This window comes from Paraburkholderia sp. GAS333 (assembly GCF_050435665.1).
GTDB lineage: Bacteria > Pseudomonadota > Gammaproteobacteria > Burkholderiales > Burkholderiaceae > Paraburkholderia > Paraburkholderia fungorum_A.
In genome coordinates, this window is sequence record NZ_JBNDKS010000004.1 from 278265 (window position 1) to 302647 (window position 24383).

At 64.0% G+C, this 24383-nt stretch carries 22 protein-coding genes; 11 read left to right on the top strand and 11 right to left on the bottom strand.

The features are described from left to right. Nucleotides 1–28 precede the first annotated feature (28 nt). Complete coding sequence (locus ABH945_RS23275) at nt 29–1585, top strand: UbiD family decarboxylase (protein ID WP_429252062.1); 1557 nt, start codon at nt 29–31, stop codon at nt 1583–1585. Continuing rightward, nucleotides 1578–2237 (top strand): UbiX family flavin prenyltransferase, encoded by a 660-nt coding sequence (locus ABH945_RS23280; RefSeq protein ID WP_429252063.1) that lies wholly within the window; start codon nt 1578–1580, stop codon nt 2235–2237. The genes ABH945_RS23275 and ABH945_RS23280 overlap by 8 nt, the downstream gene beginning before the upstream one ends. A 45-nt stretch (nt 2238–2282) precedes the next feature. Here ABH945_RS23280 and ABH945_RS23285 read toward each other — a convergent pair whose 3' ends face one another. Further along, nucleotides 2283–3944 (bottom strand): MFS transporter, encoded by a 1662-nt coding sequence (locus ABH945_RS23285; protein WP_429252064.1) that lies wholly within the window; start codon nt 3942–3944, stop codon nt 2283–2285. Nucleotides 3945–4177: 233 nt separating this feature from the next. Further along, nucleotides 4178–5620: a sigma-54-dependent transcriptional regulator gene (locus ABH945_RS23290; RefSeq protein WP_074768875.1), complete on the bottom strand. Its 1443-nt coding sequence runs from the start codon at nt 5618–5620 to the stop codon at nt 4178–4180. A 1391-nt stretch (nt 5621–7011) separates the two neighbouring features. On the opposite strand from ABH945_RS23290, the gene ABH945_RS23295 reads away from it, so the two are divergent. The 4 genes from ABH945_RS23295 (at nt 7012) to ABH945_RS23310 (ending at nt 11119) form a co-directional block, all read left to right on the top strand. Then, the gene (locus ABH945_RS23295) at nt 7012–7338 is read left to right on the top strand and encodes a hypothetical protein (protein ID WP_429252065.1); all 327 of its coding nucleotides are present in this window, start codon (nt 7012–7014) and stop codon (nt 7336–7338) included. Between the two features lie 71 nt (nt 7339–7409). After that, nucleotides 7410–8615 (top strand): AAA family ATPase, encoded by a 1206-nt coding sequence (locus tag ABH945_RS23300; RefSeq protein ID WP_429252066.1) that lies wholly within the window; start codon nt 7410–7412, stop codon nt 8613–8615. Nucleotides 8616–8961: 346 nt separating this feature from the next. Further along, nucleotides 8962–9525 carry a methyltransferase family protein gene (locus tag ABH945_RS23305; protein ID WP_429252291.1) on the top strand — a complete coding sequence of 188 codons (564 nt, stop codon included), beginning with the start codon at nt 8962–8964 and terminating at the stop codon, nt 9523–9525. 151 nt (nt 9526–9676) lie between these two features. Beyond that, on the top strand, nt 9677–11119 hold the full coding sequence (locus ABH945_RS23310) for a nicotinate phosphoribosyltransferase (RefSeq protein ID WP_429252067.1): 1443 nt from the start codon (nt 9677–9679) through the stop codon (nt 11117–11119). A gap of 22 nt (nt 11120–11141) precedes the next feature. On the opposite strand, the gene ABH945_RS23315 is transcribed toward ABH945_RS23310, so the two are convergent. The 3 genes from ABH945_RS23315 to ABH945_RS23325 all read right to left on the bottom strand — a co-directional run bounded on the left by ABH945_RS23315 (nt 11142) and on the right by ABH945_RS23325 (nt 14911). Continuing rightward, complete coding sequence (locus ABH945_RS23315; RefSeq protein WP_429252068.1) at nt 11142–12986, bottom strand: ATP-binding cassette domain-containing protein; 1845 nt, start codon at nt 12984–12986, stop codon at nt 11142–11144. A gap of 12 nt (nt 12987–12998) precedes the next feature. Then, on the bottom strand, nt 12999–13889 hold the full coding sequence (locus tag ABH945_RS23320; protein WP_074768863.1) for an extracellular solute-binding protein: 891 nt from the start codon (nt 13887–13889) through the stop codon (nt 12999–13001). 83 nt (nt 13890–13972) lie between these two features. Then, nucleotides 13973–14911, bottom strand: a complete 939-nt coding sequence (locus tag ABH945_RS23325) for a hypothetical protein (RefSeq protein ID WP_429252069.1) — start codon at nt 14909–14911, stop codon at nt 13973–13975. A gap of 207 nt (nt 14912–15118) precedes the next feature. Here ABH945_RS23325 and ABH945_RS23330 point away from each other — a divergent pair, with 207 nt between their 5' ends. The 3 genes from ABH945_RS23330 to ABH945_RS23340 all read left to right on the top strand — a co-directional run bounded on the left by ABH945_RS23330 (nt 15119) and on the right by ABH945_RS23340 (nt 16752). Further along, nucleotides 15119–15607, top strand: coding sequence for a molybdopterin-dependent oxidoreductase (locus tag ABH945_RS23330; RefSeq protein WP_429252070.1), 489 nt, complete (start codon nt 15119–15121; stop codon nt 15605–15607). A 157-nt stretch (nt 15608–15764) separates the two neighbouring features. Further along, on the top strand, nt 15765–16307 hold the full coding sequence (locus ABH945_RS23335; protein ID WP_429252292.1) for a nitrogen fixation protein NifQ: 543 nt from the start codon (nt 15765–15767) through the stop codon (nt 16305–16307). 49 nt (nt 16308–16356) lie between these two features. Further along, a complete protein-coding gene (locus ABH945_RS23340) occupies nt 16357–16752 on the top strand; it encodes a winged helix-turn-helix domain-containing protein (RefSeq protein WP_253189736.1) in 396 nt (131 codons plus the stop codon). 49 nt (nt 16753–16801) lie between these two features. Here ABH945_RS23340 and ABH945_RS23345 read toward each other — a convergent pair whose 3' ends face one another. The 3 genes from ABH945_RS23345 to ABH945_RS23355 form a co-directional block, all read right to left on the bottom strand. Further along, complete coding sequence (locus ABH945_RS23345; RefSeq protein WP_429252071.1) at nt 16802–18163, bottom strand: DUF2325 domain-containing protein; 1362 nt, start codon at nt 18161–18163, stop codon at nt 16802–16804. 125 nt (nt 18164–18288) lie between these two features. Further along, entirely contained in the window at nt 18289–18918 is a 630-nt protein-coding gene (locus tag ABH945_RS23350; protein ID WP_429252072.1) for a hypothetical protein, read from the bottom strand. Between the two features lie 226 nt (nt 18919–19144). Further along, entirely contained in the window at nt 19145–19426 is a 282-nt protein-coding gene (locus ABH945_RS23355) for a hypothetical protein (protein ID WP_429252073.1), read from the bottom strand. Between the two features lie 264 nt (nt 19427–19690). Between ABH945_RS23355 and ABH945_RS23360 the strand changes: the two genes are divergently transcribed. After that, nucleotides 19691–20170, top strand: a complete 480-nt coding sequence (locus ABH945_RS23360) for a nuclear transport factor 2 family protein (protein WP_074768849.1) — start codon at nt 19691–19693, stop codon at nt 20168–20170. Between the two features lie 104 nt (nt 20171–20274). After that, nucleotides 20275–21159 (top strand): 2OG-Fe(II) oxygenase, encoded by an 885-nt coding sequence (locus ABH945_RS23365; protein ID WP_429252074.1) that lies wholly within the window; start codon nt 20275–20277, stop codon nt 21157–21159. An 84-nt stretch (nt 21160–21243) separates the two neighbouring features. Here the strand turns inward: ABH945_RS23365 and ABH945_RS23370 are convergent, their stop codons facing one another. From ABH945_RS23370 to ABH945_RS23380, 3 genes are all read right to left on the bottom strand, one after another. After that, a complete protein-coding gene (locus tag ABH945_RS23370; protein WP_429252075.1) occupies nt 21244–21918 on the bottom strand; it encodes a cation diffusion facilitator family transporter in 675 nt (224 codons plus the stop codon). 386 nt (nt 21919–22304) lie between these two features. Beyond that, nucleotides 22305–22739, bottom strand: coding sequence for a GNAT family N-acetyltransferase (locus ABH945_RS23375; protein WP_429252076.1), 435 nt, complete (start codon nt 22737–22739; stop codon nt 22305–22307). A 35-nt stretch (nt 22740–22774) separates the two neighbouring features. Next, nucleotides 22775–24214 (bottom strand): MFS transporter, encoded by a 1440-nt coding sequence (locus ABH945_RS23380; RefSeq protein ID WP_429252077.1) that lies wholly within the window; start codon nt 24212–24214, stop codon nt 22775–22777. Nucleotides 24215–24383 lie beyond the last annotated feature (169 nt).

Consider the following 24383-nt stretch of genomic DNA (forward strand, 5'->3'; position numbering starts at 1 on the left):
GCAATACGACACCAGACGAGGCCCATCAATGAACGCAAACGCCAAACCCGAACAGCTTCTTCCTGCAGCGGACGCAGCCAGCGCCGAAGTGAACGACCTGCGCTCCGCGCTCGCGCGGCTGGCGGCCTATCCCGGCCAGCTTCACGAAACCGACCGCGAAGTCGACCCGCACGCCGAACTGGCGGGCGTCTACAAGCGGATCGGCGCGGGCGGCACGGTCGAGCGCCCGACCCGCACGGGTCCGGCGATGATGTTCAACAACGTGAAGGGGTATCCAGGAAGCCGCGTGCTGGTCGGGCTGATGGCAAGCCGCAAGCGCGTCGGTCTGCTGCTCGAATCGGAGCCGCGCAAGCTCACGCAGCGGATGGGCGATGCCGTCAAGAACGCGATCGCGCCAGTCACGGTCGACGCGCAACACGCGCCGTGTCAGGAGGTCGTGCATCTGGCGAGCGATCCCGCGTTCGATCTGCGCACGCTGCTGCCCGCGCCGACCAACACCGAAAGCGACGCCGGCCCGTTCTTTTGCCTCGGCCTTGTGCTGGGCAGCGATCCCGACGAAGGTCACACGGATGTGACGATCCACCGTCTGTGCGTGCAGGGTCGCGACGAGCTGTCGATTTTCTTTGCACCGGGCCGTCACATCGATACGTTCCGTCAGAAGGCGGAAGCGCGCGGCGAAGCGCTGCCGGTGTCGATCAACATGGGGCTCGATCCGGCGATTCATATTGGCGCGTGCTTCGAAGCGCCGACCACGCCGCTCGGGTTCGACGAGTTGTCAATTGCGGGCGGACTGCGCGGCAAGCCGGTCGAACTGGTGAGTTGCGTGAGCGTCGCGCAGAAATCGATTGCGCGGGCCGAGATCGTGATCGAAGGCGAGATTCTGCCGAACGTGCGCGTCGCGGAAGATCAGAACACCGGCACCGGTCACGCCATGCCCGAGTTTCCCGGCTATAACGGGCCGGCCAATCCGGCGCTCCCGGTGATCAAGGTCAAGGCTGTCACGATGCGCCACGGCGCAATTCTGCAAACGCTGGTCGGCCCCGGCGAAGAGCACACGAGCCTCGCCGGTATCCCGACCGAGGCGAGCATCCACAACGCCGTCGAAGCCGCGATGCCCGGGTTCGTCAGCCAGGTCAACGCGCATACCGCGGGCGGCGGCAAGTTCCTCGCGATTTTGCAGGTCAACAAGCAAAGCGCATTCGACGACGGCCGCGCGCGCCAGGCTGCGATCATCGCGCTCGGCGTGTACTCCGAACTCAAGCACGTGATGCTGGTGGACGCCGACGTCGATCCGTTCGACAGCGACGACGTGTTGTGGGCGATGACCACGCGTTTCCAGGGCGATCTGTCCACGGTCTTTCTGCCGAAGGTCAACGGACACGTGCTCGATCCGTCGCAGACGCCGGAGTTCAACCCCGCGTTGCCCGCGCGTGGCGTGACCTGCAAGACGATTTTCGACTGCACCGCGCCGTTCGCGCTGCGCCACGAGTTCGTCCGCGCGAAATTCAAGGAGGTCGATCCGCGTCCGTTCGCACCGCATCTTTTCGACGACCAGGACGCTGAAGAAGGAGCCGATCATGAGTAAGCGCATGGGAAATGGCCGTCCCCGGCTGATTATCGGCGTGACGGGTGCGACGGGCATCATTTACGCCGAGCGCGCGCTCAGGATGCTGCGCGAACTCGATATCGAAACCCATCTGGTGATGAGCCGCGCAGCCGAACTGACACGCGAATACGAGTCGTCGCTGAGCCGTCAGGAGTTGCACGATCTCGCCGATGTGGTTCATCCGATCGGTGACGTGGGGGCGTCGATCGCGTCGGGTTCGTTCCGCACGCTCGGTATGCTGGTGGTGCCGTGCTCGATGCGCACGGTCGGCGAGATTGCGTCGGGCGTGACCAGCACGCTGCTCACGCGGGCCGCCGATGTGGTGCTCAAGGAGCGCAACCGTCTCGTGCTGATGGCGCGCGAGACGCCGCTGAACCTGATCCATCTGCGCAACATGCTGACGGTGACGGAAGCGGGCGCGGTGGTGTTTCCGCCGGTGCCCGCGTTCTACGCGAAACCTGGCAGCATCGACGATCTGGTCGATCATTCGGTGAGCCGCGCGCTGGATCTGTTCGGGCTGGATACCGAGCGGATCGAAGGATGGCGCGAGGCCGAGCATCTGGCGCGAGTCGGGCTGGGCAAGGTGAAAGACGGTTTGCCGGAGGTGAAGGCGGAAGCCGAGGCCATTTGACGTTGTGTGACAGCGGTGCTGGCCTGCCTGGCGTGGTCCTTACGATCAGGGTTCGCGTCGCGGACGAATGGTCAGCATCGCCAACCCGCCACCCGCCAGCGCGCACAACGCCGAGACCAGCGCGACCGCGCGCAGCGCAGCGCCCAGCGATTCGGCCTGAGCCTGCTTGACGGTGGCTTGCTGCGCGCTTGCCGCAGATGCGTCCGACGATGCGGCACCGTCCGCCTCCGCGAGATTCGCCGACGCGTGTTCCGTATGCGGGATATGCAACGCATCGAGCCGCGCGTCGAGTGCCGCTTCGCGCGACCACATGAACACGATCCCCAGCACTGCAATCGCCAGCAATCCCGCCACCCGCGCGACCGCGTTATTGATGCCCGACGCGACGCCCGTACGCGCGGCGGTCACCGAGGTCATCACGGTGGTGGTCAACGGTGCAACGGTGATGGTCATGCCGAGTCCCAGTACGACGAGTGCCGGGAAAAAGCCGCTCCAGTAAGCGCCGCGCACCCACGGCAACGCGAGCATCGCGAAACCCGCCGCTGCGATCACGGGGCCTGCGACCAGCAACGCCCGCGCGCCGTAACGGCTCGTCAATCCGCCGGTAAAACGCGACAGCAGGCCGATGGTTACCGGCACCGGTAACAGCGCCGCACCCGCCTGAGTCGCGCTGTAACCGTAAGCGCGGATCAGCGTGAACGGCAGGAAGAACAGCGCCCCGCCCAGACCGAAATAGATCAGCAGCGTCACCAGATTCGCGCCGACGAAATCGCGCGAGTGGAACACGTCGAGCGGCATCATCGGGTCACGGGTGTTCGCTTCGAGCCGCACGAAGCCGGTCAGCACGATCAGGCCGCCGAACATCGACGCGAGCACCCAGCGGTCGTCGAATCCGTGCGTCGATGCGAGGGTCAGGCCGTAGGTCAGCGCCGCGAGTCCGGTGGCCGCCATCGCCGCGCCGGCCCAGTCGAGGTTGAGCGGTTGATCCGGCGTAAGCGCTGTGTTTCGCCCGATGTCGCCGCCGCGGCTGTCCGGCACGGCGACGATGGCCAGCGCGACGGTCGCGCACGCAATCGGCACGTTCAGGAAGAAGATGGCGCGCCATGAAAACGCGTCGACCAGCCAGCCTCCGGCAACCGGTCCCAGCGCCGATGTGATCGCGCCGACACCGGCCCAGGTGCCGATCGCCTGGCCGCGCTCCTTGTCGTCGAACACCGCGCCGATGATCGCGAGGCTGCTCGGCACCAGCAGCGCCGCGCCGACGCCTTGCACCGCGCGCGCCGCGATCAGTGCGCCCGCGCCCGGGGCCAGCCCGCAAGCCACCGACGCCAGCGTAAACAGCACGATCCCTGCGAGGAACACCGTGCGACGCCCGAGCTTGTCCCCGAGCGAGCCGCCCACCAGCACCAGTGAGCCGAGGAACAGCAGGTATGCATCGACGATCCACTGGATCGCGGCGACGCTTGCATCGAGTTCGGTCTGAATGGACGGTAGCGCGACGTTGACGACGGAGCCGTCGATAAACGCCATGCTGGAGCCGAGAATCGTCGCGGCCAGCGCGAGCTTTTTACGTCGGCAGGGATGATTTGAGCTAAGCGGCTGCGCGCGGATGACGAGCGCGTCGCAAGGGCTGGCCTGAGCGGGCAGCGTGGAAGCGGAGCGGCGCTGGGAATCTGGAGGTGAGTCCGCGACGTGCTGATCGGCCAAGTCCACTCCGTTACGGCTGAAGGGCTTTCAGGATGGTGGCGGGGCCGCTCGGGCGGGTAGCGCCGGAGGTGGTTTGCAGGCGAGAGTGACGCCGGGCTGGACGGGTCTGATTGGGGAGTGCCGGCGGCCACGCACTGCGAAACCGCTTCCACGCTACCACCCCACGCATCGGCTCACAGCAAACTACCGCTCGCTCACCGCACTTGCCTTAGTGACCACGCCCCCAATCCCACTTACACCACCGACGACGCCTGCTGCTCCGCCTCGTCATCGGAATCGGTGCCGCCGCTGGCGCTCGACGCGCGCGCGGCCGCCGCCGGTTCCTGATGCAGCCGGTTCGCGTGCATCAGCCGGTACAGCGTGGCGCGCGAAATGCCCAGCTCCGCCGCTGCCTCGGACAGCTTGTAGCCGTGCCGCTGCAACGCGTTTTCGATCGCGTCCTTTTCGGCCTTGCTGCGGATTTCCGCCAGCGTCACCGCCGGCCCGTGATCGGTCTCCGGCAAGCCGAGGTCGCTCGCAGTAATGAAGCGTCCCTCGCTCATCACCACCGCGCGCCGCACGCAATTAATCAGCTCGCGCACGTTGCCCGGCCACGGGTAATTCGACATGGCGACGATCGCGTCGCTCGACAGCCCGCGCAGTTTGCGCGCGCCGTCCTGTTTGTACATGCTCAGCGCATAGTTGGCGAGCAGCTTGATGTCGCCGCCGCGCTCGCGCAACGGCGGCTCGACCAACCGCAGCACGCAGAGCCGGTGATACAGGTCGGAGCGGAAGCGTCCGTCTTCGACCGCTTTATCCAGATCGACGTGAGTCGCCGAAATGACCCGCACGTCGACCTTGATCGGCCCGTTGCCGCCGAGACGCTCGATCGTGCCTTCCTGCAAAAAGCGCAGCAGAACGGCCTGGCACTCGTGCGGCATGTCGCCGATTTCATCGAGAAACAGGGTGCCTTCGTGCGCGCTTTCGATTCGGCCAATCTTGCGTTGCAACGCGCCGGTAAACGCGCCGCGCTCATGGCCGAACAGTTCGGCTTGCAGCAGGCTCGGCGGAATCGCCGCGCAATTGATCGCGACGAAAGTGCGGCCGGCGCGCGGTGAGCGCTCGTGAATCGCGCGCGCGGTCAGTTCCTTGCCCGTGCCCGATTCGCCGGCGACGAACACCGGCGCGTCGGTCACGCCGCATTTGTCGATACGCCGGTAAAGCTGCTGCATCGCCTCGCACTGGCCGACCATACCGTGCCGCCCGAGCGACGGTTCCGGCGCGACGGGCGGAGCCTGGCGCAAGCTCGACAACCCGTGTGCATGACCGAGCGCGAACACGAGCCGCTCGTTCAGCCATGGCCGGGTAACGAAGTCGAAGCAGTAATCGAGAATGAAACGGCTGACCAGTTCGTTTTCCGCCTGGCCCGGCACGATCTGCGCGACCCAGTTGGTTTCGACGCGCCGCATGCACGACGCCAGCGCGGACAGATGTTGCGACGTGCAGTCGCCGGGAAGTTCGACGAGGCCGACCTTGATGTTGCCGCGCTCGAGCATGCGTTCGGCGACCGCCGTGCTTTTTGCATGCACGGCTTGCCACCCGGAGGCTGCCAGAAAGTCGGCGAGTTTCTGATCGGGCGAGCTCGACACGTACAGAACGGTGCGTTCCGCGTCGACAGGCGTGCAAATCGTAGTCATGTAACCCCCGGGTTCGGTGCTGCTCTCAGGACTGCAAGTTCGACATACTCAACATACCGGCAGGCAACGCCGACCTTCGGCCAACCAGGCTCGGGTCCATTTGCACGGAACCGGGCCTCGCGGGCCTGACACAAAGCCACGGTGTTCAGGCCTCACGGCGACTGCCGTTCCTGAACACGCGGCGCATTCACGATAGCAGGAAAGCGGAGGCATGGAGCGGGCCGCGCGACGCGCGGCTTGCTACAACATGGACGGATAGCGGAAGAGTGTTCATGACTGAAACCGCCAGACTTTTTCATCCCCGAATCACGGCAATCGCTTCTGCCTCTAAGGCCTGGTAATACGCTCTAATTGGCGCATGGTCTAAAGATAAGCGAAAGCGCCATGAAGCGCCATACAAAGAGTCATGAATGCGATCTGGATTGCCGCGGAATGATACAGCGCATTTCGTTTAAAAATAACCCGTCAAGCCTTTTATGCGGGGCATCCCACATAGTTTTGCATTTCAATCGGGATTATCGCGACGGTCTAAAGGCGCTCGCCATTCAGCTTGTCTCAAGCTTGCGACATCTTGGGCACGTCCTTGCAAGCGCTATCGGCTATCCGCAAGCACCGGCACATTTGACCTGGCCCCAGCGTAATCCATAGCCAGTGGGATGACGGTCGATTACACCGCCCGCACGCGCAGCACCCGTTTATGTTGCGGCGCGCTAAAGGCGGATGCGATCACGTCTCACGGACGAATCAAAGCGCGGCCTTAATCGACTGATTTAACTCTCTGGCGCAACCAGGCTTACGGTGGATAAGGTTTTGCGCCGCATGGCATAGCCGTTGCAATAAGAGATTCACAGCGGATGCGTTTGCCGACCGGTCCACAGCACGGGGTAATACGGGGAAACATACCGGCGGCCAACACGGAATCCGATGCATGAAATTCAATGCACGGAGATTCGATAGATATTCGCGGGATGTCGTAAGCACGGTCGGGAGGCCAATGTGTCTTGCGAGGAAGCGGCGGGGCCAACTTAAAAAGAATGTCGAATAAAACGGCACGAATGATCGGTAAAAAATTTTCGATCATTCGCGGCTGGACGATGTGAAGCGTTAAATCGCCATTTTTCCGTCGTTTAAGGACGGTGACGAAGTGAATAGCGATAACGCGCAATAACGACAGGCGCCGTCCGCGCAGTTGGCGGGCAACGCGCCGGACGGGGAAAGCTCAGCGCTCGGATCAGGACCGGCCGGCGCGAAGAAGCGGGGAGAACCAGGCCATAGCTTCCATAGAGAGGCGCAAATACGAGGTGAACTGGGAGCCGTGTCCGTGGATTCACACGGGCACGGCCGCCTGGACGTGGCCCGGCAGGGTCAGGACTCATCTTTTTGGGGGTGTCATGAACAGAACTAACAGAACCAGTGAAGCCGGCAGCGCCATCGGCGCGTTGGATCGACTGAGTTTCAACGGTAACAGCGGGCTCTCCTACCGGCCGCATGTCGGCGCGTCACGGCAACTTTTTGCTGCGCCGCCGGTGGATCTGACCACGCTGGTCATCGCGCAGGAGATCAAGCGCAAGGCGCAGGCGGAACTTCAGCGCGAAGTATTGCGCGACACGGCGTATCGGTACGACATGCCGGTCCAGCAGGAACGCAACGACGACCGTAACAACACACGCAACGACGAACGCGGTGGCTGGAACACTCCCGCCGATTTCGACGAATAACTCACGCAAGCGTCGGCCGCAGTCGACGTGGCCTCGCCAAGCGGGCGGTTTCAGCCCGGCGGAGACCTGACATGATCGCCATTTTCCTGATTTCCGCGAGCATCGAACACGCACAGCTCATCGTCGCGCGTCTTGAAGAGAGCGGTGTGCGCTACCGCCTGCGCACGGCCTACGGCAGCGCGCAGCAGATGCGCGCGCATGCACGCGCCATCAAAAGCGCCGATCTTCTGATCATCGACGACGACGAAATGAACGCACGCGAACTGGACGGCGTGGAAGAAGCGCTGGCCTGTTCGCCGTCGCTGCACTGCGTGCTGGTGACGCCGTCGCCGTCCACCGCGTTGCTCGGCGCGGCGATGCGCGTTGGCGTACGGCACGTGCTGTCGTGGCCGCTCGATTCGCAGGCGATCTCCAACGCGATGATCCAGATCGACGCGAAGAAGAATGCACCCGGGCGCCGCTCGGGCCGGATTGTGTCGCTGGCGTCGAGCAAGGGCGGCAGCGGCACGACGCTGATCGCGGTCAATCTGGCCTGTTCGCTGGCCGCACAGCGCGACCGGCGCGTATTGCTGATCGACCTGAGCCAGCAATTCGGCGATGCCAGCCTGTTGATGGCCGACAAGCCGCCGCCCGCGACGCTCGCTGATCTGTGCTCGAAAGTCGAGCGCCTCGACGCCGCGCTGCTCGACTCTTGCGTGATGCACGTTCATCCGAATCTCGACGTGCTGGCAGGGGCGGGCGATCCGCTCAAGGCCGCCGGGCTGCTGCCCGCGCAATTCGAGCAGATTCTGACGCTGGTGCGCGACCGATACGACGCGGTGCTGATCGACGTCGGCCAGAGCCTGAATCCGCTGACCATTCACGCGCTCGATCACAGCGATGCGATTTGCATGGTCGTGCGGCAAAACCTGCTTTATATGCACGGCGGGCGGCGCATGCTCGATATTTTCCGGGAGTTGGGCTATCCGGCGAGCAAGGTGCGCGTGGTGGTGAATCAATACGACAAGAACGCGCAGATCAATCTGCAGACGCTCGAAAAGACGCTCGGCGCGAAGGTCGCGCACCAGCTTCCGCGCGACGACCGCCAGGTCAACGACGCGCTGAGCCGTGGCGTGCCGCTCGTGACATCGGCGCGGGACAGCGCGCTGGCGCAGGGCATCCGTCTGCTCGGCGACATGCTGTGGCCGGTGGTGATCGAACGTCGCAAAGGCAGCATGCTGAGCCGGCTGCTGGCGACGTGGCCGAATTTGCCGCCGCAACTGAAGCCTGGGGTTTGAGCCTCTAAAGACGACGCGTGATCAGGCGCCGATTCATTCACGCCGGGCTTGCTCCGGCGGCTGTGGACAGTGATCTGATCCGACTGCTACGCTGCGAATTCTGAGAGTCCGGCTGCCCTGATGCGGCCGGAAAAACAATAATTCGCATCGAAAAAGCGAGTCTTCAATGACCAGGACCAATCCGCCCGCGCAACCGGACGGCGAACGCCGCTCATCCGCCGAGGCAGAGAGCAGGGGCGAAACATCTGCTGTGCCAATCCACAAAGTTAGCGAAGAAGTGTCGCCCGGATCTGTCGGCTGGCGCGAGGCGTCGATCGAAATTCTCGCGCGTCTCGGTGCGGCGTTGATGCTGGCCCTGTTCGCCTACGCTGCGGTCAGGCGGTGGCACGCCGACCCCACGCGGATCACGTTGCTGTTGCTGGTGGTCGGCGTGTTCATGTCGATGGGGCTCGCGCTGTTCGCACGCGTGCCGATCAGACGCGACTGGACGCCGTTCGCGTTGATCTGCTCGATCGGCGGCACATTCTATTTTCTCGCGGTGCGGCTTTCGCCCGGCGTTCAACTGATTCCCGAAGCGGCCGGTGCCGCGCTGCAACTGCTCGGGATTTTCTGGGAGCTGTTCGCGAAGGTTTCGCTGCGCAGATCGTTCGGAATTTTGCCGGCCAATCGCGGCGTGGTGTCGCGCGGCGCGTACCGCTTTATCCGGCACCCGATGTATCTCGGCTATTTCCTCACCGATGTCGGATTTCTGCTGGTGAACTTTGGCGTGCAGAACATGATTGTCTACGGCTGCCAGTTCGCGTTGCAGATCGGGCGCATCGTGCGCGAGGAGCGGCTTCTGTCGGATGACGAAAGCTACTGCGCTTATCGGCGGAAAGTGCGCTTCCGGGTGATTCCGGGCGTGTTTTGACGAGCTGCGACGGCCCGGTTCCGATCGGGTAGTCGACGTGTCGACGTCAACCATGATCGATGGTGTATGTTAAAAAGCCTGACCCGTCCGGTTACTCGCCGGATACTCGCCGGCTATTCTTCGAGAGACTTACGTGAGCGCAGCACCGTCCATGCAAAACGCCGTCAGCGGACTCAACGACATCGCGTCGATCCTGTCCAATCCCATTCTCAATACGGATTCGTATAAGGCCTCGCACTATCTGCAATATCCGCCCGAGGCGTCGGCGATGTTTTCATACATCGAGTCGCGCGGCGGCCGCTACGACCGCACGCTGTTTTTCGGTTTGCAGATGCTGCTGAAGGAATATCTATGCCGGCCCATCACGTCGGCCATGATCGATCAGGCCAAAGCATTTTTCACCGCGCATGGCGAGCCGTTCAACGAAGCGGGCTGGCGTCATATCGTCGATCAGTACGGCGGCTATTTGCCGGTGCGGATTCGCGCGGTGCCGGAAGGCTCGGTCGTGCCGACGCACAATGTGCTGGTCACCGTCGAATGCGACGACCCGCAAGTGTTCTGGCTCGCGTCGTATCTCGAGACCATGCTGTTGCGTGTGTGGTATCCGATCACGGTGGCGACGCAAAGCTGGCATTTGCGCGGGACGATCCGCGCGGCGCTGCAGAAAAGCAGCGACGATCTCACGCAATTGCCGTTCAAACTGCACGACTTCGGCGCGCGCGGCGTGTCGAGCGCGGAGTCGGCAGCGATTGGCGGCGCGGCGCATCTGGTCAGCTTCATGGGCTCCGACACGGTGCTCGGCGTTGCAGCGGCGAACCACTATTACAACGACACGATGGCGGCTTTCTCCGTGCCCGCCGCCGAGCACAGCACGATCACGTCGTGGGGCCGCGAGCGCGAGACCGACGCGTTCCGCAACATGATCGCGCGCTTCGGCAAGCCGGGCGCGATCGTTTCCGTGGTGTCCGATTCGTACGACCTGTTCGCCGCGTTGAAAGTGTGGGGCACGGAGTTGAAGCAGGCCGTGATCGACTCGGGCGGCATGCTCGTGATTCGCCCCGATTCGGGCGATCCGTTGACCATCGTGTTGCAGACGCTGCGGGAACTGGACGCGTCGTTCGGTTCGGCGCTCAACGGCAAAGGGCGGCGGGTACTCAACAACGTGCGCGTGATTCAGGGCGACGGCGTGAATCCCGACTCGATCGAGGCGATTCTCGCCGCGATGGACGAAGCCGGTTTCGCCGCCGACAACATCGTGTTCGGCATGGGCGGCGCGCTGTTGCAGCAGATCAACCGCGACACGCAGCGCTTTGCGATGAAATGCTCGGCGATCCGTCTCGGTGACGAATGGCACGACGTGCGCAAAGACCCGGTCACCGATGCCGGGAAGCGGTCGATGAAAGGGCGCCTGACATTGCTCAAAAATCGCCGCACGGGCGACTACCGAACCGCGACACTGCCGCTCGCGTGGGACGCCGACACGCTCGAAGCCGACTGGGAAGATGCGCTGGTGACGGTGTTCGATTCCGGCAAGCTGCTGGTCGATATGTCGCTGGCCGAGATCAGAAGCAGGGCGCACGCGGGCGAAGCCTGATCCGAAGACTTCCTTCAACCGTTCACATCGCCCATACCGCTACGCCTGCCGGATCGATATCGATCCGGCACGCCGAACCTTCGCGCAACCGGCTGTCCTCGCTGGCGAGATCGAAACGGATTCCGGCGATATTCACGCGGACATAGCGCTCGCCACGGCGCAATTCGACTGAATCGACGTGGCCTGCGTGAGCGCCGTCGGGTGCAATCCGAAGTGCGCGCGATGACACGCGCCACATCACTTTCTCTCCTCCGACGCGTGCGGGTTCGCTTTCTGCCGCGCCGATCGTCAAGCCGCGCGCGAGTTCAACCTGTCCATTCGCGCTGATCGAGCCTTCGCCAACGTTGTGCAGACCGAGCAGCGCAGCGACCCGCATCGACGCCGGGCGCTCGAATACCGCATCGATTGCGCCTGCCTGCAACACACGGCCTTGCTCGACGACCAGCACTTCGTCGGCGAGCAGCGCGGCCTCGTCGGGATCGTGCGTGACGATGATCGTCACCGCCGAAATCTCGCGCTGCAACGCTCTGAGCGATTGCTGCAACAGACGTCGCCGTGGCGTATCCAGCGCGGCGAACGGCTCGTCGAATAGCAGCAGTTCGCTGTGACGCGTCAACGCGCGCGCAAGCGCAACCCGTTGCCGCTGACCGAACGACAACTGATGTGGCAAGCGTGCGACGAGCTGCGCGAGGCCGAGGTGATCGAGCCAGTAACGTGCACTGGCGGGGTCGGCATCGGCGGGAAAAGCGAGTTGCCGCGCGACGTTCATATGCGGGAACAGGCCGTAATCCTGCGGCATGTAGCCGATTTGTCGACGCTCGGGCGGCAGCGTGTGCAGGTCGGTCGGGCCTAGCCGCACATGGCTCGCTTCATTCGATTCGAGGCCCGCGATCAGCCGCAGCGCCAACGATTTTCCCGAGCCGGACGGGCCGATGATCGCAAGGCGTCGCGTCGCGGGCGACCACGCAAGGTCGAGGTCGAATGCGCCCAATTGACGGCGCAGGTGAAAGGCGAGACGCAGGTCGTTGGTATCGCCGCGGCTCGCGGTGAGGTCGGCGGAACGTGCCGCGTCGAGCGCGTCATCGCCGTTTTCCGTGAGGTCGGCGGAAGCCGATTTTTGCCGCAAGCTGTAAATCGACAAGGCCGCGCACACTATCGCGATTGCCAACGTGGGCAGCAGTAGCGGCATCATCGCAGGCAGCCCCTGGCCGCCGAATACCACGTAGGTATAGACCGGCAACGAATACGGGTGATAGGCGACCATCACCGTCGCGCCGAATTCGCCGAACGCGCGCAGCCACGCGAGCGCGAGTCCGGCGCGGATCGCGGGCCACGCCACCGGCAGCATCACGCGAAAGAAGCGGCTGTTCGCGTGATGGCCGAGCGTGGCGGCGACGTCGTCGAGAACCGGATCGACGGCGGCGAACGCGGACTTCGCGGCGATGATCAGAAACGGCGCGGCCACGAAGACTTCCGCGAGCACGATGCCCGCGAACGAGTCCGTCAACATGCCGCCGGTGAGGCGTCCAATCCAGCTATACGGTCCCAGCAGAAACAGCAGCAGCACGCCGCTGGTCAGCGGCGGTAGCGCAAGCGGCAACTGCACGACGAAGCCGAGCAGCGCCATCTTCCGCGAGTTCGAGCGCGCGAGGAAATAGCCCAGCGGCACGCCGCCGAGCAGGATCACGAACGACGCGACCGTCGCGCTCGCAGCCGACACCCCGACCGCCGACCACGTCGCGCGCCAGTCGACATTCGCCCAGTCGGCGGTGCCGAGTTGCGGCACGCTCGCGATAAACGGAGCGCACAGATAGACAGCGAGGAGCGCCGCCAGCCACAGCAGCGGTCGCGCGGCAGCGCGTTTCACCAGCAGCTTGCGTTACTGGTTGGCGGCGTCGATCACGGCTTGTACCGACGGCGGGATCGCCTGCACGCTACCGCTTACAGTCGGTTTGACGACGTCCACGCCGTGTTGCTTGAGCAGCGTGCGGCCTTGCTCGCTCAACAGGAAATCGACGAAGCTGACCGCACCGGTGCGATTCGGCGCGTCGTTGAGAATCGTCAGCGTGTAGCTGGCCTTGGCCTGCAATTCAGGCGCCGGGCGAATCGCCGGAATCTTCAGGTCCGAGGTTTCGGTCGAGTAGAAGAAGCCGGCATCGAGCTGACCGGATTGCAGGCGGCCAACCAGCGTTTCCTCAGGCAGCACCTGTTCGGGATTTTCCGCCGCGCCGAGGGTCTTCTCGACCAGGTCCGGCTGATGGTAAAGGTCCGCCGCCTTCGTCATCATCTCGACGGTGAACGCGCCCTTCGGATCGAGCTTCGGATCGGTCCGGCCGATGCGGATGCCCGGCTCCTGCAACACCTGATCCCAACGCTTGCTCTTGAATTGCGACGCGAATTTGCTCTGCGGGTTATAGCCGATCATCAACGGCGACTCGGCGAAATTCACGTACCACGTGACGTGATCGCCATTCGCTTCGCCCATCAAGCCGGTGTTGACTTTCGGACTTGCGCTGATGAACACGTCACCGCGACGCAGCTTGCCCTTGATCTCGTTGGCGATCTTGTTCGAACCCGCTGCATAGCCGCGGAAATGCTGGCCGGTGGCCTTCTCGAACGCGGGGCCGATGCTGCGCTCCATCAGGTTGACGAGCGAACCGGCGTACAGCACGTTGACCGTGTTGTCCTGCGCGAAGGCGGGCGCGGCCGTCACGACACAGGTGACAGCGACGACAGGAGCGACGAGAGAGGCGAGCAGCTTGCGAATCATGCGAAAACCCCCGATACGTTATGAAGAGCGATATATTACGACGCCATTGCGTCAGGTTGGGTGGCGATGTGGCACGTGATGCATTACTTGAGCGGGAAGATGCGCAGCGTGCTGGTGTTGCCGCTGGTGTTGCCGCTATGGCTCGCGCGGTCGATCACGTACAGCCTGCCGCGCAATGCGTCGACGGCTACACCGCGCGCGTTCTGCAAGTCGTTGGCGAGGACGCTGACGGTGCCGTCCCGCGCGACGCGGCATAAGCCGGTGGCGTTGCATTTCGTGTAGAGCGCACCGTCGGGTCCGTCGGCCATCAGGTCAGGCCCGTCGATCTGCGCGAACACCGTGCGCAGCGTGACGGGCTGGGGTGCGCTAAGCAACGTGCTCAGATTTGCCGAGACGATGTTGTTGTTCGCCTGATCCGAGATATAAACGGTGTCGCCCGAAATCGCGATGCCGACCGGTTTGCCGAGGCCCGTCAGCAGATCGCGTTCCACTGCGGCATGCGTGGCCGGATCGTAGGTGATCAGGCTCAGCGCGCCTTGCGGCGGATTGCTGCCGTTCTTGATGAACCATGTCGACAGTAAGCGGTTCGAGCCGATGGAGATCAGACCGAGGCGGCGGCGCAACGGATCGGGGCCGGTGAATGCGGTGACCTGATCCGCGCCCGCGATGCCGAATACCGCGCTCGCCGTGCCGAAGCCGAAGCGCGCGATCATCAGCAGGCCGTCGTCGGTGAAACTCAACTGGCTCAGGCCGGTCGGCTGACCCGCCACGGTTGGCACGCTCGCGAAGTGCGCAAAAGCGTGCGCGTCGGACGAAGCCAGCACGCTGCTGGTCTGATCGTCGGTGATGAAGACGGCGCCGTCCGCGACGCGCACCGCGATGCCGTTCGCTGTCGCGCTCACCGGCACACGCTGCGGCGCGTTCGCGGGCTTGTTGCCGGCGCATCCGGTCAGTGCGGCGATCAGACCGCAGGTCGCGAGCGCGAGGCGGGCGGTGCGTTGCAGCGAAAGTGAGAGGCGCATGGGATCTCCTGAACGGCGTCGGCCGTGTGCCGCACATGCTCGTGCCGCCGGCGCTCAATGCGGACGCCGGTCCGGTTGCCGATATGCGCGGCGATATATTGCGTATCGGCGCAGTTGCCTACCGATGCCGCCAGCGCAGCGTAATATACACACGGGTATAGCGAATGAACAGACCGCATTACGCGTCGATGCAGGAGATAACCGTCTATGGATGCTGTGAATGTGATTGCCGCGCCCGCCGTCGACGGCGCGCTTGTCCTGAGCGGGCGGTTCCAGCGTTCGCTGTCGATCGGGCTCGATCAACTGCGGCGCTACGAAAGCATCGTCGCGACGCCGTTCGATCTGCGCTGCTATACGACCAACCGGTTTATTCGCAGCGTTGAGCCGTATCGCGGGGTGCGACTGACTACGCTGATCGAGGAAGCGGGTCTGCCCAACGCCATTCCGGGTGAGTTCAAGCGAACCGTGTTCGTCGCCGTGGGGCACGACGGCTATGTCGTGACGTTCTCGTGGCATGAACTTTTCAATACGCCGGTCGGCGAGAGCGTGCTGGTCGCTTACGAGTGCGGCGGCCGCGCGCTGGATGCGCAGGACGGCGCGCCGATTCTGTTCTCGGGTTCGGACATTCTGCCTGCGCCTCGCCACGTCAAGCGGCTTGCGCGGATCGAGGCGCAGGTTCTCGCGCCGTTGGGTTAGCGCGCTGGCGTGACGCGGGCTTAATATGAGCCTTTGTTTTTCGCCGCGTCTGTTCATGTCTGACGATCCGCTTTCATTCGAATCTGCTGCTGGAACCGCCGCGTTTGCCGTGGCCGCTCCGCTCGTCTGGCCGACCGATCCGCAAGTTGCCGCGTGCATGGAGAAGTGGTTGCGCGCAGCAGGCAGCGCGAATTCCGCCGACACCCAACTGTTCGCCAAACTGATCGCCGAGCGTGACGTGCGCCACGAACTTGCGCTGCTCGGCCTGCAACCGGGTGAGTGGGACGCGCTGCTTTCGCGGCATTTCGCGCGCGCAACCGCACCTGTCTCACCGATTACAACGGACACCGCCGTGCAAGTTCACGCCGATTTCGTCCGCACCCTTCACGCGGTATTGCTGACCCACGCAAACCCCGCTGTCAATATCGACGACGCACAAGATCTCGCTACCATCATCGCCCACGCCTGTTTACGTCCCGATCATCTGTGGCGCGACCTCGGTCTGGCCGGCCGCGACGAAGTCACGTGGATGTTGACGCGCTATTTCCCGACACTCGTTGCGTTGAATGTCGCGAACCTTCGCTGGAAAAAATTCCTCGCAGGGCAACGTGCGCTTTCGTTGGGTCTCGCGCCCGGTCCCGCACCCGGCTGTCCGGGCTGCGAAGACTACGCCCACTGCTTCCCGCAGCAACGCCCGTAGCCGTTCGGCGAGGATGGCAGCGCGAGGCCGTTCGTGTATGCTTTCGCGCATGGCTGACACCCTCAAAACCAAACCCGCACCGGCGTCGAAATCGCCTAAAACACGCCCTGAAGTGCGCTTCAGAATGCGTATCCGAAATGGCGACGCGGTCGCGCTCGGGCCCGGCAAAGTGGACCTGCTTGAAGCCGTGCGCGAACACGGTTCGATTTCGGCGGCGGCGCGGAGCCTCGACATGTCGTACCGTCGAGCGTGGCTGCTGATCGACGAGTTGAACCGTTCGCTGAAATCGCCGGCCACGCATTCGGAGCAGGGCGGCCAAAGCGGCGGGGGCTGCACGCTCACGCCGGTGGGCGAGACCATCGTCCGTTTGTATCGCGATGTCGAAGAAGAAGCGCAGCGCAGTTGCGCGAAGCAGATCGCCGAGTTGACGCGGCTGATCCGCTAGAGGTCAAACGTTTCGGCGACGGTGCGCGGCGGCTCACCGCGCCACGCACTCAACCGTGCCGCAAACAGAACGCCGAGGGCGGCGCAGTGCCAAGTTGAGCGAGATGCTCGGGATGCAGCCGGGCCATCAACTCGACGAAGCTCGCCACGCTCGCGGTGCGCAACGGGTGATAGTCGATCTGATGCCGCTCGCAAACCCGCTTGAGCGTATTCATCGAATCGTGGTCGATGCAGTCCACTGGAAACACGACGATATCCGCCCCCGGCAGCGCAGCGGCAAGCAGCCCTTTACGGTCTTCGACGCCGCCGTCGTGCACCACCAGATCGCCGCCGGCCGCTTGCACCAGACGCTTGAGCGCCGAGTTCGAACCAGGCCGCCCGCCCACGTAGACAATCCGCTTGCCGTGCACGCTGTCGAGGCTCGCCCGGCGCGCGCCGGTTCCGCTGACGGCATCCGCGGCATCGACGGTTGCGCGTTCCAGGGCGTCGCATTCGCTTTGCACCAGCTTGAGCAGCGCCAGCGCCTGATCGTGGCTCTTGCGTAACGCAAGCGCGGCTTCCTGTTCCTGAAGCGTGCGTTGTTCGGCAGCCTCACGGCGGCTCGTATGCAGCGCGATCCGCTGATCGGCGTCGTCCAGTCTGTCGCGCAGACGTTGCATTTCGGCTTCGACGTCACCGGCAACGGCATCGACAGGACGCGGGCGAGAGGTCTGCGCGGTCAGTTGCGCGATCTGTTCGTTCAGTGCAGCAATCGTCGCTTCGTGCTGCGTGCCGAGTTCATGCAGACGGACTTGTTGCCGCTCCACTTTTTCCTTCAGCGCGGCGTTTTCTTCTTCCAGCGCGACCAGCCGGCGAATATCCGCGCGATTGGCCGCGCCGACCAGGTGCGACAGCATGTGCAAGTCGCCGAACGCCTTCTGACGAACCGGCATGGTCGCAAACGGATGCGTCATCAAGGCCCAATATGCCGGGGGGATGTCGCCGTTTTTCAGCGCTTCGTCCCAGAGCTTGAGGAGATCGACGTCGTCGGCGGCCTTGTCGAAACGGCGCAGCGCGCCCGCATAGTGCTCGTCCAGCAGCTTGTGGAGCGCCTTGGCGGCCGCGCCGCCTTCGATCGCCAGTTCGACCGCCGAGTGATGAATCTCCAGATCGCTCGCGTCGCGGCGGTCGAGTCCGGTGAATCGGGGCACCAGCTTGCGCAACTCGTGCGTGCTCAGACAGGTGCCGATGATCGAGCAATGCAGATGGCCGTCAAGCTCGGACAGGCGGGCGCGCCGTTTGGTGTTCGTCAGCGATGCCTTGACGGACGTGCAGCAAGGATCGGCGACGCTGCTCAGGCCAGTGCCGGCGAGTTCGTCGCCGGAGAGTTTCAGACGCGACGGCTGGGCGAGACGAAACGGGGGCGTGTTCATGATGACCTCGAATCCGGTTCGGCGTCAGGCAGGTTGTGTAGGTCGTGCGCGTTTGCCGTACCGTCGATATATATCAGCGGATATAGCGGGCGGTAAAAAAAAGCGCTCATAAGCGGCCATGTCGATTAGTCGGGTAAGCGCGCAAGCTCGGGTTCGACGGTGCGCGCTTTGCGCGGTCTCGCGCTGGCTTCGACACCGGCGTTAGCGCTGACGGATGCACCCGGCAGCTTGCCCGCCGCGTTCGTCACCGTAGCCGTCGCCGTGGCGCGTCGTCGGGCTCGGGCAAGCGTGAGTCGAGCCGCGCCTGCCGCTGCGTCGCTGCTATCCGCGCGGGCATGCTGTTCCAGCACATGCCCGACGCACAGTCCGACGAAGGCCGCGTCGAGCCGTTCGAGTTCCGTCACGACCTTGCGCAACGCGGACACATCGTTGCTGGAGGCGTCCGAGAAAATCGCGTCGCGCAGTTGTTCGGCGGAACGGGCGTCTTCGATGGCGGCTTTCAGGTCGCGCAAACGCGCGAAGGACGCCGCTTTTGCGTGGTCTGCGAGGATCGACAGCAACTGGTTCAGCGAGTGCGAGCCGGTCGTGCCGACCGCCGCGAAATTCAACTGGTCGCCGGTCAGCATCAGCACGAAACGCTGCACGCTGCCGTACAGGCGCCGGTACGCGTCGACCACATCGCGGATCGACTCGGCCCGGCCGCGTTCGGACGCTGATTTCACGGCGACGATGGTCGACGAAATCTCGTTTGCCACCTGTCGACCGCGCCTGGCGGGATCGGATAAAGGGGATCGACTGCGCACTGCTGCTGGCTCCTGCTGGTCTGTTTTTGCTTCGCCGCACGGGATGCGCGCGGGGCGAAAAGCCAATGAATACGGGCTTTCCAGGCTCTACGAAGCCTACCGTGATATTCGACAGGATATAACGAAAGGCGAGCGGTGTGTTGAACCGGGAAGGAGTAAGCGCGGTGTGGGAAGGGTTTCAGGTAGCGGTTTCGGGGCGTCGGGCGAAGTCGGGAAACGCTTTGACGGCCGGTGCCCGTTCGTATTTTCGGAACGCAATCGTGATTTCCGACGGGATCGGCGTGCCGGCCCCCGGCAACGCGATGCGGCCGGCGAGCGTATGCGGACCGACCGCCACGTGGCCGCCGGGCGACACGCACGCGAGCACCGCCGCGAGCGTGCTGGGGGCGGGCCGAGCCGGGCGGAGAAGCGCCCCGCGTCGCGCGAGTTCGAAAGTGCCCGCTTTCTGTTCCGGCGGCACGAAACATGGGTCCCGCAACTGCGCGAGCCTGATGCATCGCGATAACGAACCGGTCGCGGCACGGTGGCGGCCTGGATACCGTCGTCGACCGGCATCGGCGGGCTCACGTAGGCGGCGTCGAGCAGATAGTGAGCGACATAGGCGCCACGTGCCCGGTTTGCGCCGTTTTCCGATATCGTGTGCTGCAAGCTCGCCGTAAAATGCGGGCGAACGCTTTTTCCAGCCGCGTCTTGCGGCGTCCTGGCAACGCACCACACGACAACAATGAGCCATCCGAACACCGACCTGATCGAACGTTTTTACACCGCCTTCCAGCGCCGCGATGCCGAGACCATGATCGCCTGCTATGCCGACGACGTCGTCTTCAGCGATCCCGCTTTCGGCGAGCTTCGCGGCGACGAGGCGCGCGACATGTGGCGCCTGCTGGTGGCGCGCGCGCAGGCGTTTTCGCTGACGTTCGGCGGCGTCGAAGCCGACGACCAGACCGGCCGCGCGCATTGGGTGGCGAGCTATCTGTTCAGCCAGACCGGGCGTCAGGTGATCAACGAGATCGATGCCCGTTTCGTGTTTCGCGACGGTCTGATCGTCGAGCATCGCGACAACTTCAGCCTGTACCAATGGCTGCGCCAGGCAATGGGCCTGCGGGGCACGTTGCTCGGCTGGTCGCCGCTCGTGCAGCGCGCAATCCGCGCACAGGCGCGCCGGGGTCTCGCGCTGTATCGCAATCGGGAAACGCGAGACTGAACGGGGTGAGCGGGGCGGATCCGTTGCACGGAGCGCCGTGTTGCACTTGTTATGATTGAACCGGTTAGCTTCGTATTTCTTCAGGCAGACCAGCGAGGAAAGCCATGCCAGTAGTCGATGCCGCGTGGGAAGAGTGGCTGAGCAGCAACGTGACGCGCGGTTGCAGTCCCGAGTCGATGATCGAGTCGATGGTCGGCGCGGGTTTCTCCGCCAATGCCGCGAGCGTCGCGGTACATAACGCGTTTGGCCGTGATCCGGCGGATGCGGTGTCGGCTTCTGTTTCGGCGATGAACGCAACCGAAGCGGTGCTCGCGAAGGCGGTTCCTCAAACCTATCAATACGACGATCCGCCGGTCGCGCGCGGCAACGTGATCCGCGCGCATGATCGCGATGTCCGCGTGCTGATGCGTTGCGAGCGCCCGCAGGTGATCGTGTTCGCCGACGTGCTGTCGGCGCAGGAGTGCGACGAGATGATCGAGCGCTCGCGGCATCGGCTGAAACGGTCTACCACGGTCAATCCCGCCACCGGCAAGGAAGACGTGATCCGCAACCGGACCAGCGAAGGCATCTGGTATCAGCGTGGCGAAGACGAGTTCATCGAGAAACTCGACAGGCGTATCGCGGCGCTGATGAACTGGCCGGTCGAAAATGGCGAAGGTTTGCAGATCCTGCACTACGGCACGACCGGCGAATATCGCCCGCATTTCGATTATTTTCCGCCCGACCAACCCGGCAGCGCCGTGCATACCGCGCAGGGCGGCCAGCGCGTGGCAACGCTCGTGATCTATCTGAACGACGTTCCTGACGGCGGCGAAACGATTTTTCCTGAAGCGGGCATGTCGGTGGCGGCGAACAAGGGCGGGGCGGTGTACTTCCGCTATCTGAACGGCCAGCGTCAACTCGATCCGCTGACCCTGCATGGCGGCGCCCCGGTGCTCGACGGCGACAAGTGGATCATGACGAAGTGGATGCGTGAGCGTGCTTATTGATGCGCCTGTTCATGCGCGTTTTCGTTCGCTAATCGATGCTTTCATCGACGCGTACATCGCGTCTCTTCCACCCGCCTGTTAGCGTTAATCGGCTGTCTGACCGGCGGCGGCATTGCCAGTCGACGAACCCGCGAACAACTGCTTCAATGCGCTGCGGCCTGTGGCGTATCCCATCCGCATGATCATCAGGCCGATTGCCGCGCCCGCGATCTGATCCAGCATCGGCAATCCGGCGAGGCTGCCGGCGAGACCCAACGTCGCAACGAGCGCCGACACCGCGTCGACGCGTGCGTGCATCGCGCTTGCCATCAACAGTGACGAACCGGTGCGGCGGCTTTCCGCGCGCAGGTAGCGAAACAGCGTTTCCTTGGTCACCATGACGAAGCCGCTGACCGCGAGCGCACCGATATGCATGGCGGTGCTGCCGGTCAACGTCGATGTCTGCGATGCGCTGCTCCACAGCATTTCCATTGCCGTGACGATCAGTACCGCCGCGATGAACAGCGACGCGAGCGACTGCTCGACGCTGTTGTCGGCGTTGTGTGCATGGTGGGGGTTGCGTCCGTTGCGCGCTTTCGCGCTTACGTGTCTTGCGCTGAGGTACAGCACGATCAGCACGACGGCGTCGGCGGCGAGGTCGCTCAGGGTGTGGATGCCGTCGGCGAACAGTCCGTCCGAATTCGCGGTGAGGCCGAGCGCGATTTGCATCGACGAGAGAAACGCGTTGAGCAGCGCGCTGGCGGAGGCGGCCTTAAACAAGGTGGCCGCCGCTCAGAACTGCACGGCGGTGGCGGCTGTCACGCTCGATAGACTGTGGCATGGGCTGGGAACGGTTTCTGTTTGTCGCAGCAAGTTACCTGCCGAAAGTTGCAGTCCGATGACAGCGGGGGGATCGTCATGATTGGTGCGCAGTGGGGATGCGCGGGGGATGCGTCCATCAGGGCGCTTGCATCGGGGGTATGGCCGGGTTCGTGCGCTGTTGGCGCGAGAGACAAGCGGCGGGATGCGTGGAATGCGTGGGATGCGTGGAATGCGTGGAATGCGTGTGTAGGCCGCACAAGGTAGCCGCAGTTCGCAGACTGAGTGCGGTTATCGCGGGTCTTTCGTCCAGTCTTTCCACCCAGTCTGGAAGCCGCTGCCGCCGCTCAAGCCGCCTGATAAACGTCCGGCTTGTGCAACTCCATATAACGCTCCGGGTTCGCCAGTTGCGTGAAGCCGTGCGGTTCATACACGTGATGCGCGTCGCTCGTGACCAGCACGATTCGTCGCAGCCCTTTCAGCATGGGGCTGGCAAATACATGCTTCATCAACGCGGATGCATGACCTTGTCCGCGATACTCCGGCAGCACGAAAACGTCGCACAGGTACGCGAAAGTCGCCGAGTCGGTGATGACGCGCGCGAACGCGATCTGCGTGCCGTCGAGATATCCGCCGAAACATAGCGAACCGGCGACGGCCCGCTCGAACGTGTCGCGCGGCATCCCGTTGGCCCAGGCCGTTTGCTGGGATAGAAACGTATAAACCATCTCGATGTCGAGCGCGCTCTTATCGTCCGATATCGTCAGTTCACGCGTTTGCATCCCGTCCCCCGTGTGATGCGTCGATAAAAAAACCTTCAGCCTTTCGCCGGACCTTCGCTGCCGCGCGAGCCGCCGCCGATGCTTTGCCCGGCATCGCGCGCAAGGCCCATGTAGCCGAACACCGACACCAGCGTCAGCACACCGGCAAACAGAAACGCGAGGCGGAAGTCGTCGAGCGTAAAGACGCGGCCCGTCGTCTCGCCGTTGAAGAACGCGGCCGCGCGCAACGACACCGCGCCGAAGGCGATGCCCAGACCGATCGTCATCTGCGCGGCGGCGCTCCACAACGTGCTGGCCGCGCTCATCTGCGGCTGCGCGACGTCGGCGTAGGCGAGTGTGGCGAGCGTCGAGAATTGCATCGAGCGCGCCACGCCGTACACGAACACCACGATCAGCACGAACGCGAGCGGCACGTCCGGCGTCAGCAGCCCGCACGCGATGATAAAAATCCCGGCCACGGTGACGTCGATGATCGACACCATGCGGAAACCATAGCGTCGCAAAATGCGCGTGGTCAACGCCTTCATGCCGAGGTTGCCGAGCGCGCTCGCGAGCAGCAGCAGGCCCGAGCGGAACGCGGACAATCCGAAGCCCACCTGGAACAGCAGCGGCATCAGATAAGGCACCGCGCCGATGCCGATGCGCGTGAACGACCCGGTCACGACGGTGACGGAGAAGGTCGGAATCTTCAGCGTCGACACATCGATCAGCGGATACGGATGATGCTTCGCGTGCTGGAACGTGACCACGCCCACCAGCAAGCCGCCGACGATCACGGCTCCCGCAATCCACGGATTGGTGCCCGGCTGGCTCGCCAGTTCGGCGCCGTAAAGAATCGCCGTCAGCGTGGTGCCGCTGAGCAGCAAGCCGACCACGTCGAGCGGTTTGCGGTCGGTGCCGCGCAGGTTCGGCACCAGCGCAAGCGCGATCGCCATCGCGGCGAGGCCGAACGGCACGTTCAGCAGGAAGATCCAGCGCCACGACGCGTAAGTGGTGATGAAGCCGCCCACCGGCGGCCCGACCACCGGCGCCGCAATTGCGGGCCATGTGATGGTCGAGATCGCCTGCATCATCTTGCTCTTCTCGGTGCTGCGGACCACGATCAGCCGCCCCACCGGCACCATCATCGCGCCGCCGATGCCTTGCAGCAGTCGCGCGGCGGTGAACTCGAACACGTTCTGCGACAGTCCGCACAGCACCGACGCCACCGTGAACACGCCGATCGCGCTGAAGAACACCGTGCGCGAGCCGCAACGGTCGGCGACCCAGCCGCTGGCCGGGATGAAGATCGCCAGCGCCAGCATGTAGGCGGTCATGCCGAGACTGAGACTGTTGGGGCCGACGCCGAACGAGTGCGCCATCTGCGGCAGCGCGGTGGCGATCACCGTGGTGTCGAGGTATTCCATGAAGAAAGTGGCCGCGACGATATACGGCAGCCAGCCGACATGCGAATTGCGTGTGTTGCCGCCGGTCATTGCGCGGCCCTCGGTGCAACGAGGACGGGGGCGGCGAAGTGGCGGGCGTGGCGACGGATTGCGCGCGGTGGAGTGAACATCATGATTCTTGCGACTACCTTTCGATAACGTATTTCCGGCGTCCGTGCGTGCGGACGTGCGACGGGATTGCAGCGTGCTAACTGGCTTG

Excerpts from the sequence above, each read along its gene's own strand:
- ABH945_RS23310 (WP_429252067.1), top strand. The coding sequence starts at position 9,677 with ATGCAAAACGCCGTCAGCGGACTCAACGACATCGCGTCGATCCTGTCC.
- ABH945_RS23300 (WP_429252066.1), top strand. The coding sequence starts at position 7,410 with ATGATCGCCATTTTCCTGATTTCCGCGAGCATCGAACACGCACAGCTC.
- ABH945_RS23305 (WP_429252291.1), top strand. The coding sequence starts at position 8,962 with ATGCTGGCCCTGTTCGCCTACGCTGCGGTCAGGCGGTGGCACGCCGAC.
- ABH945_RS23280 (WP_429252063.1), top strand. The coding sequence starts at position 1,578 with ATGAGTAAGCGCATGGGAAATGGCCGTCCCCGGCTGATTATCGGCGTG.
- ABH945_RS23375 (WP_429252076.1), bottom strand. The coding sequence starts at position 22,739 with ATGCAAACGCGTGAACTGACGATATCGGACGATAAGAGCGCGCTCGAC.
- ABH945_RS23320 (WP_074768863.1), bottom strand. The coding sequence starts at position 13,889 with ATGATTCGCAAGCTGCTCGCCTCTCTCGTCGCTCCTGTCGTCGCTGTC.
- ABH945_RS23295 (WP_429252065.1), top strand. The coding sequence starts at position 7,012 with ATGAACAGAACTAACAGAACCAGTGAAGCCGGCAGCGCCATCGGCGCG.
- ABH945_RS23330 (WP_429252070.1), top strand. The coding sequence starts at position 15,119 with ATGGATGCTGTGAATGTGATTGCCGCGCCCGCCGTCGACGGCGCGCTT.
- ABH945_RS23325 (WP_429252069.1), bottom strand. The coding sequence starts at position 14,911 with ATGCGCCTCTCACTTTCGCTGCAACGCACCGCCCGCCTCGCGCTCGCG.
- ABH945_RS23360 (WP_074768849.1), top strand. The coding sequence starts at position 19,691 with ATGAGCCATCCGAACACCGACCTGATCGAACGTTTTTACACCGCCTTC.
- ABH945_RS23380 (WP_429252077.1), bottom strand. The coding sequence starts at position 24,214 with ATGACCGGCGGCAACACACGCAATTCGCATGTCGGCTGGCTGCCGTAT.
- ABH945_RS23290 (WP_074768875.1), bottom strand. The coding sequence starts at position 5,620 with ATGACTACGATTTGCACGCCTGTCGACGCGGAACGCACCGTTCTGTAC.
- ABH945_RS23345 (WP_429252071.1), bottom strand. The coding sequence starts at position 18,163 with ATGAACACGCCCCCGTTTCGTCTCGCCCAGCCGTCGCGTCTGAAACTC.
- ABH945_RS23340 (WP_253189736.1), top strand. The coding sequence starts at position 16,357 with ATGGCTGACACCCTCAAAACCAAACCCGCACCGGCGTCGAAATCGCCT.
- ABH945_RS23335 (WP_429252292.1), top strand. The coding sequence starts at position 15,765 with ATGGAGAAGTGGTTGCGCGCAGCAGGCAGCGCGAATTCCGCCGACACC.
- ABH945_RS23365 (WP_429252074.1), top strand. The coding sequence starts at position 20,275 with ATGCCAGTAGTCGATGCCGCGTGGGAAGAGTGGCTGAGCAGCAACGTG.
- ABH945_RS23275 (WP_429252062.1), top strand. The coding sequence starts at position 29 with ATGAACGCAAACGCCAAACCCGAACAGCTTCTTCCTGCAGCGGACGCA.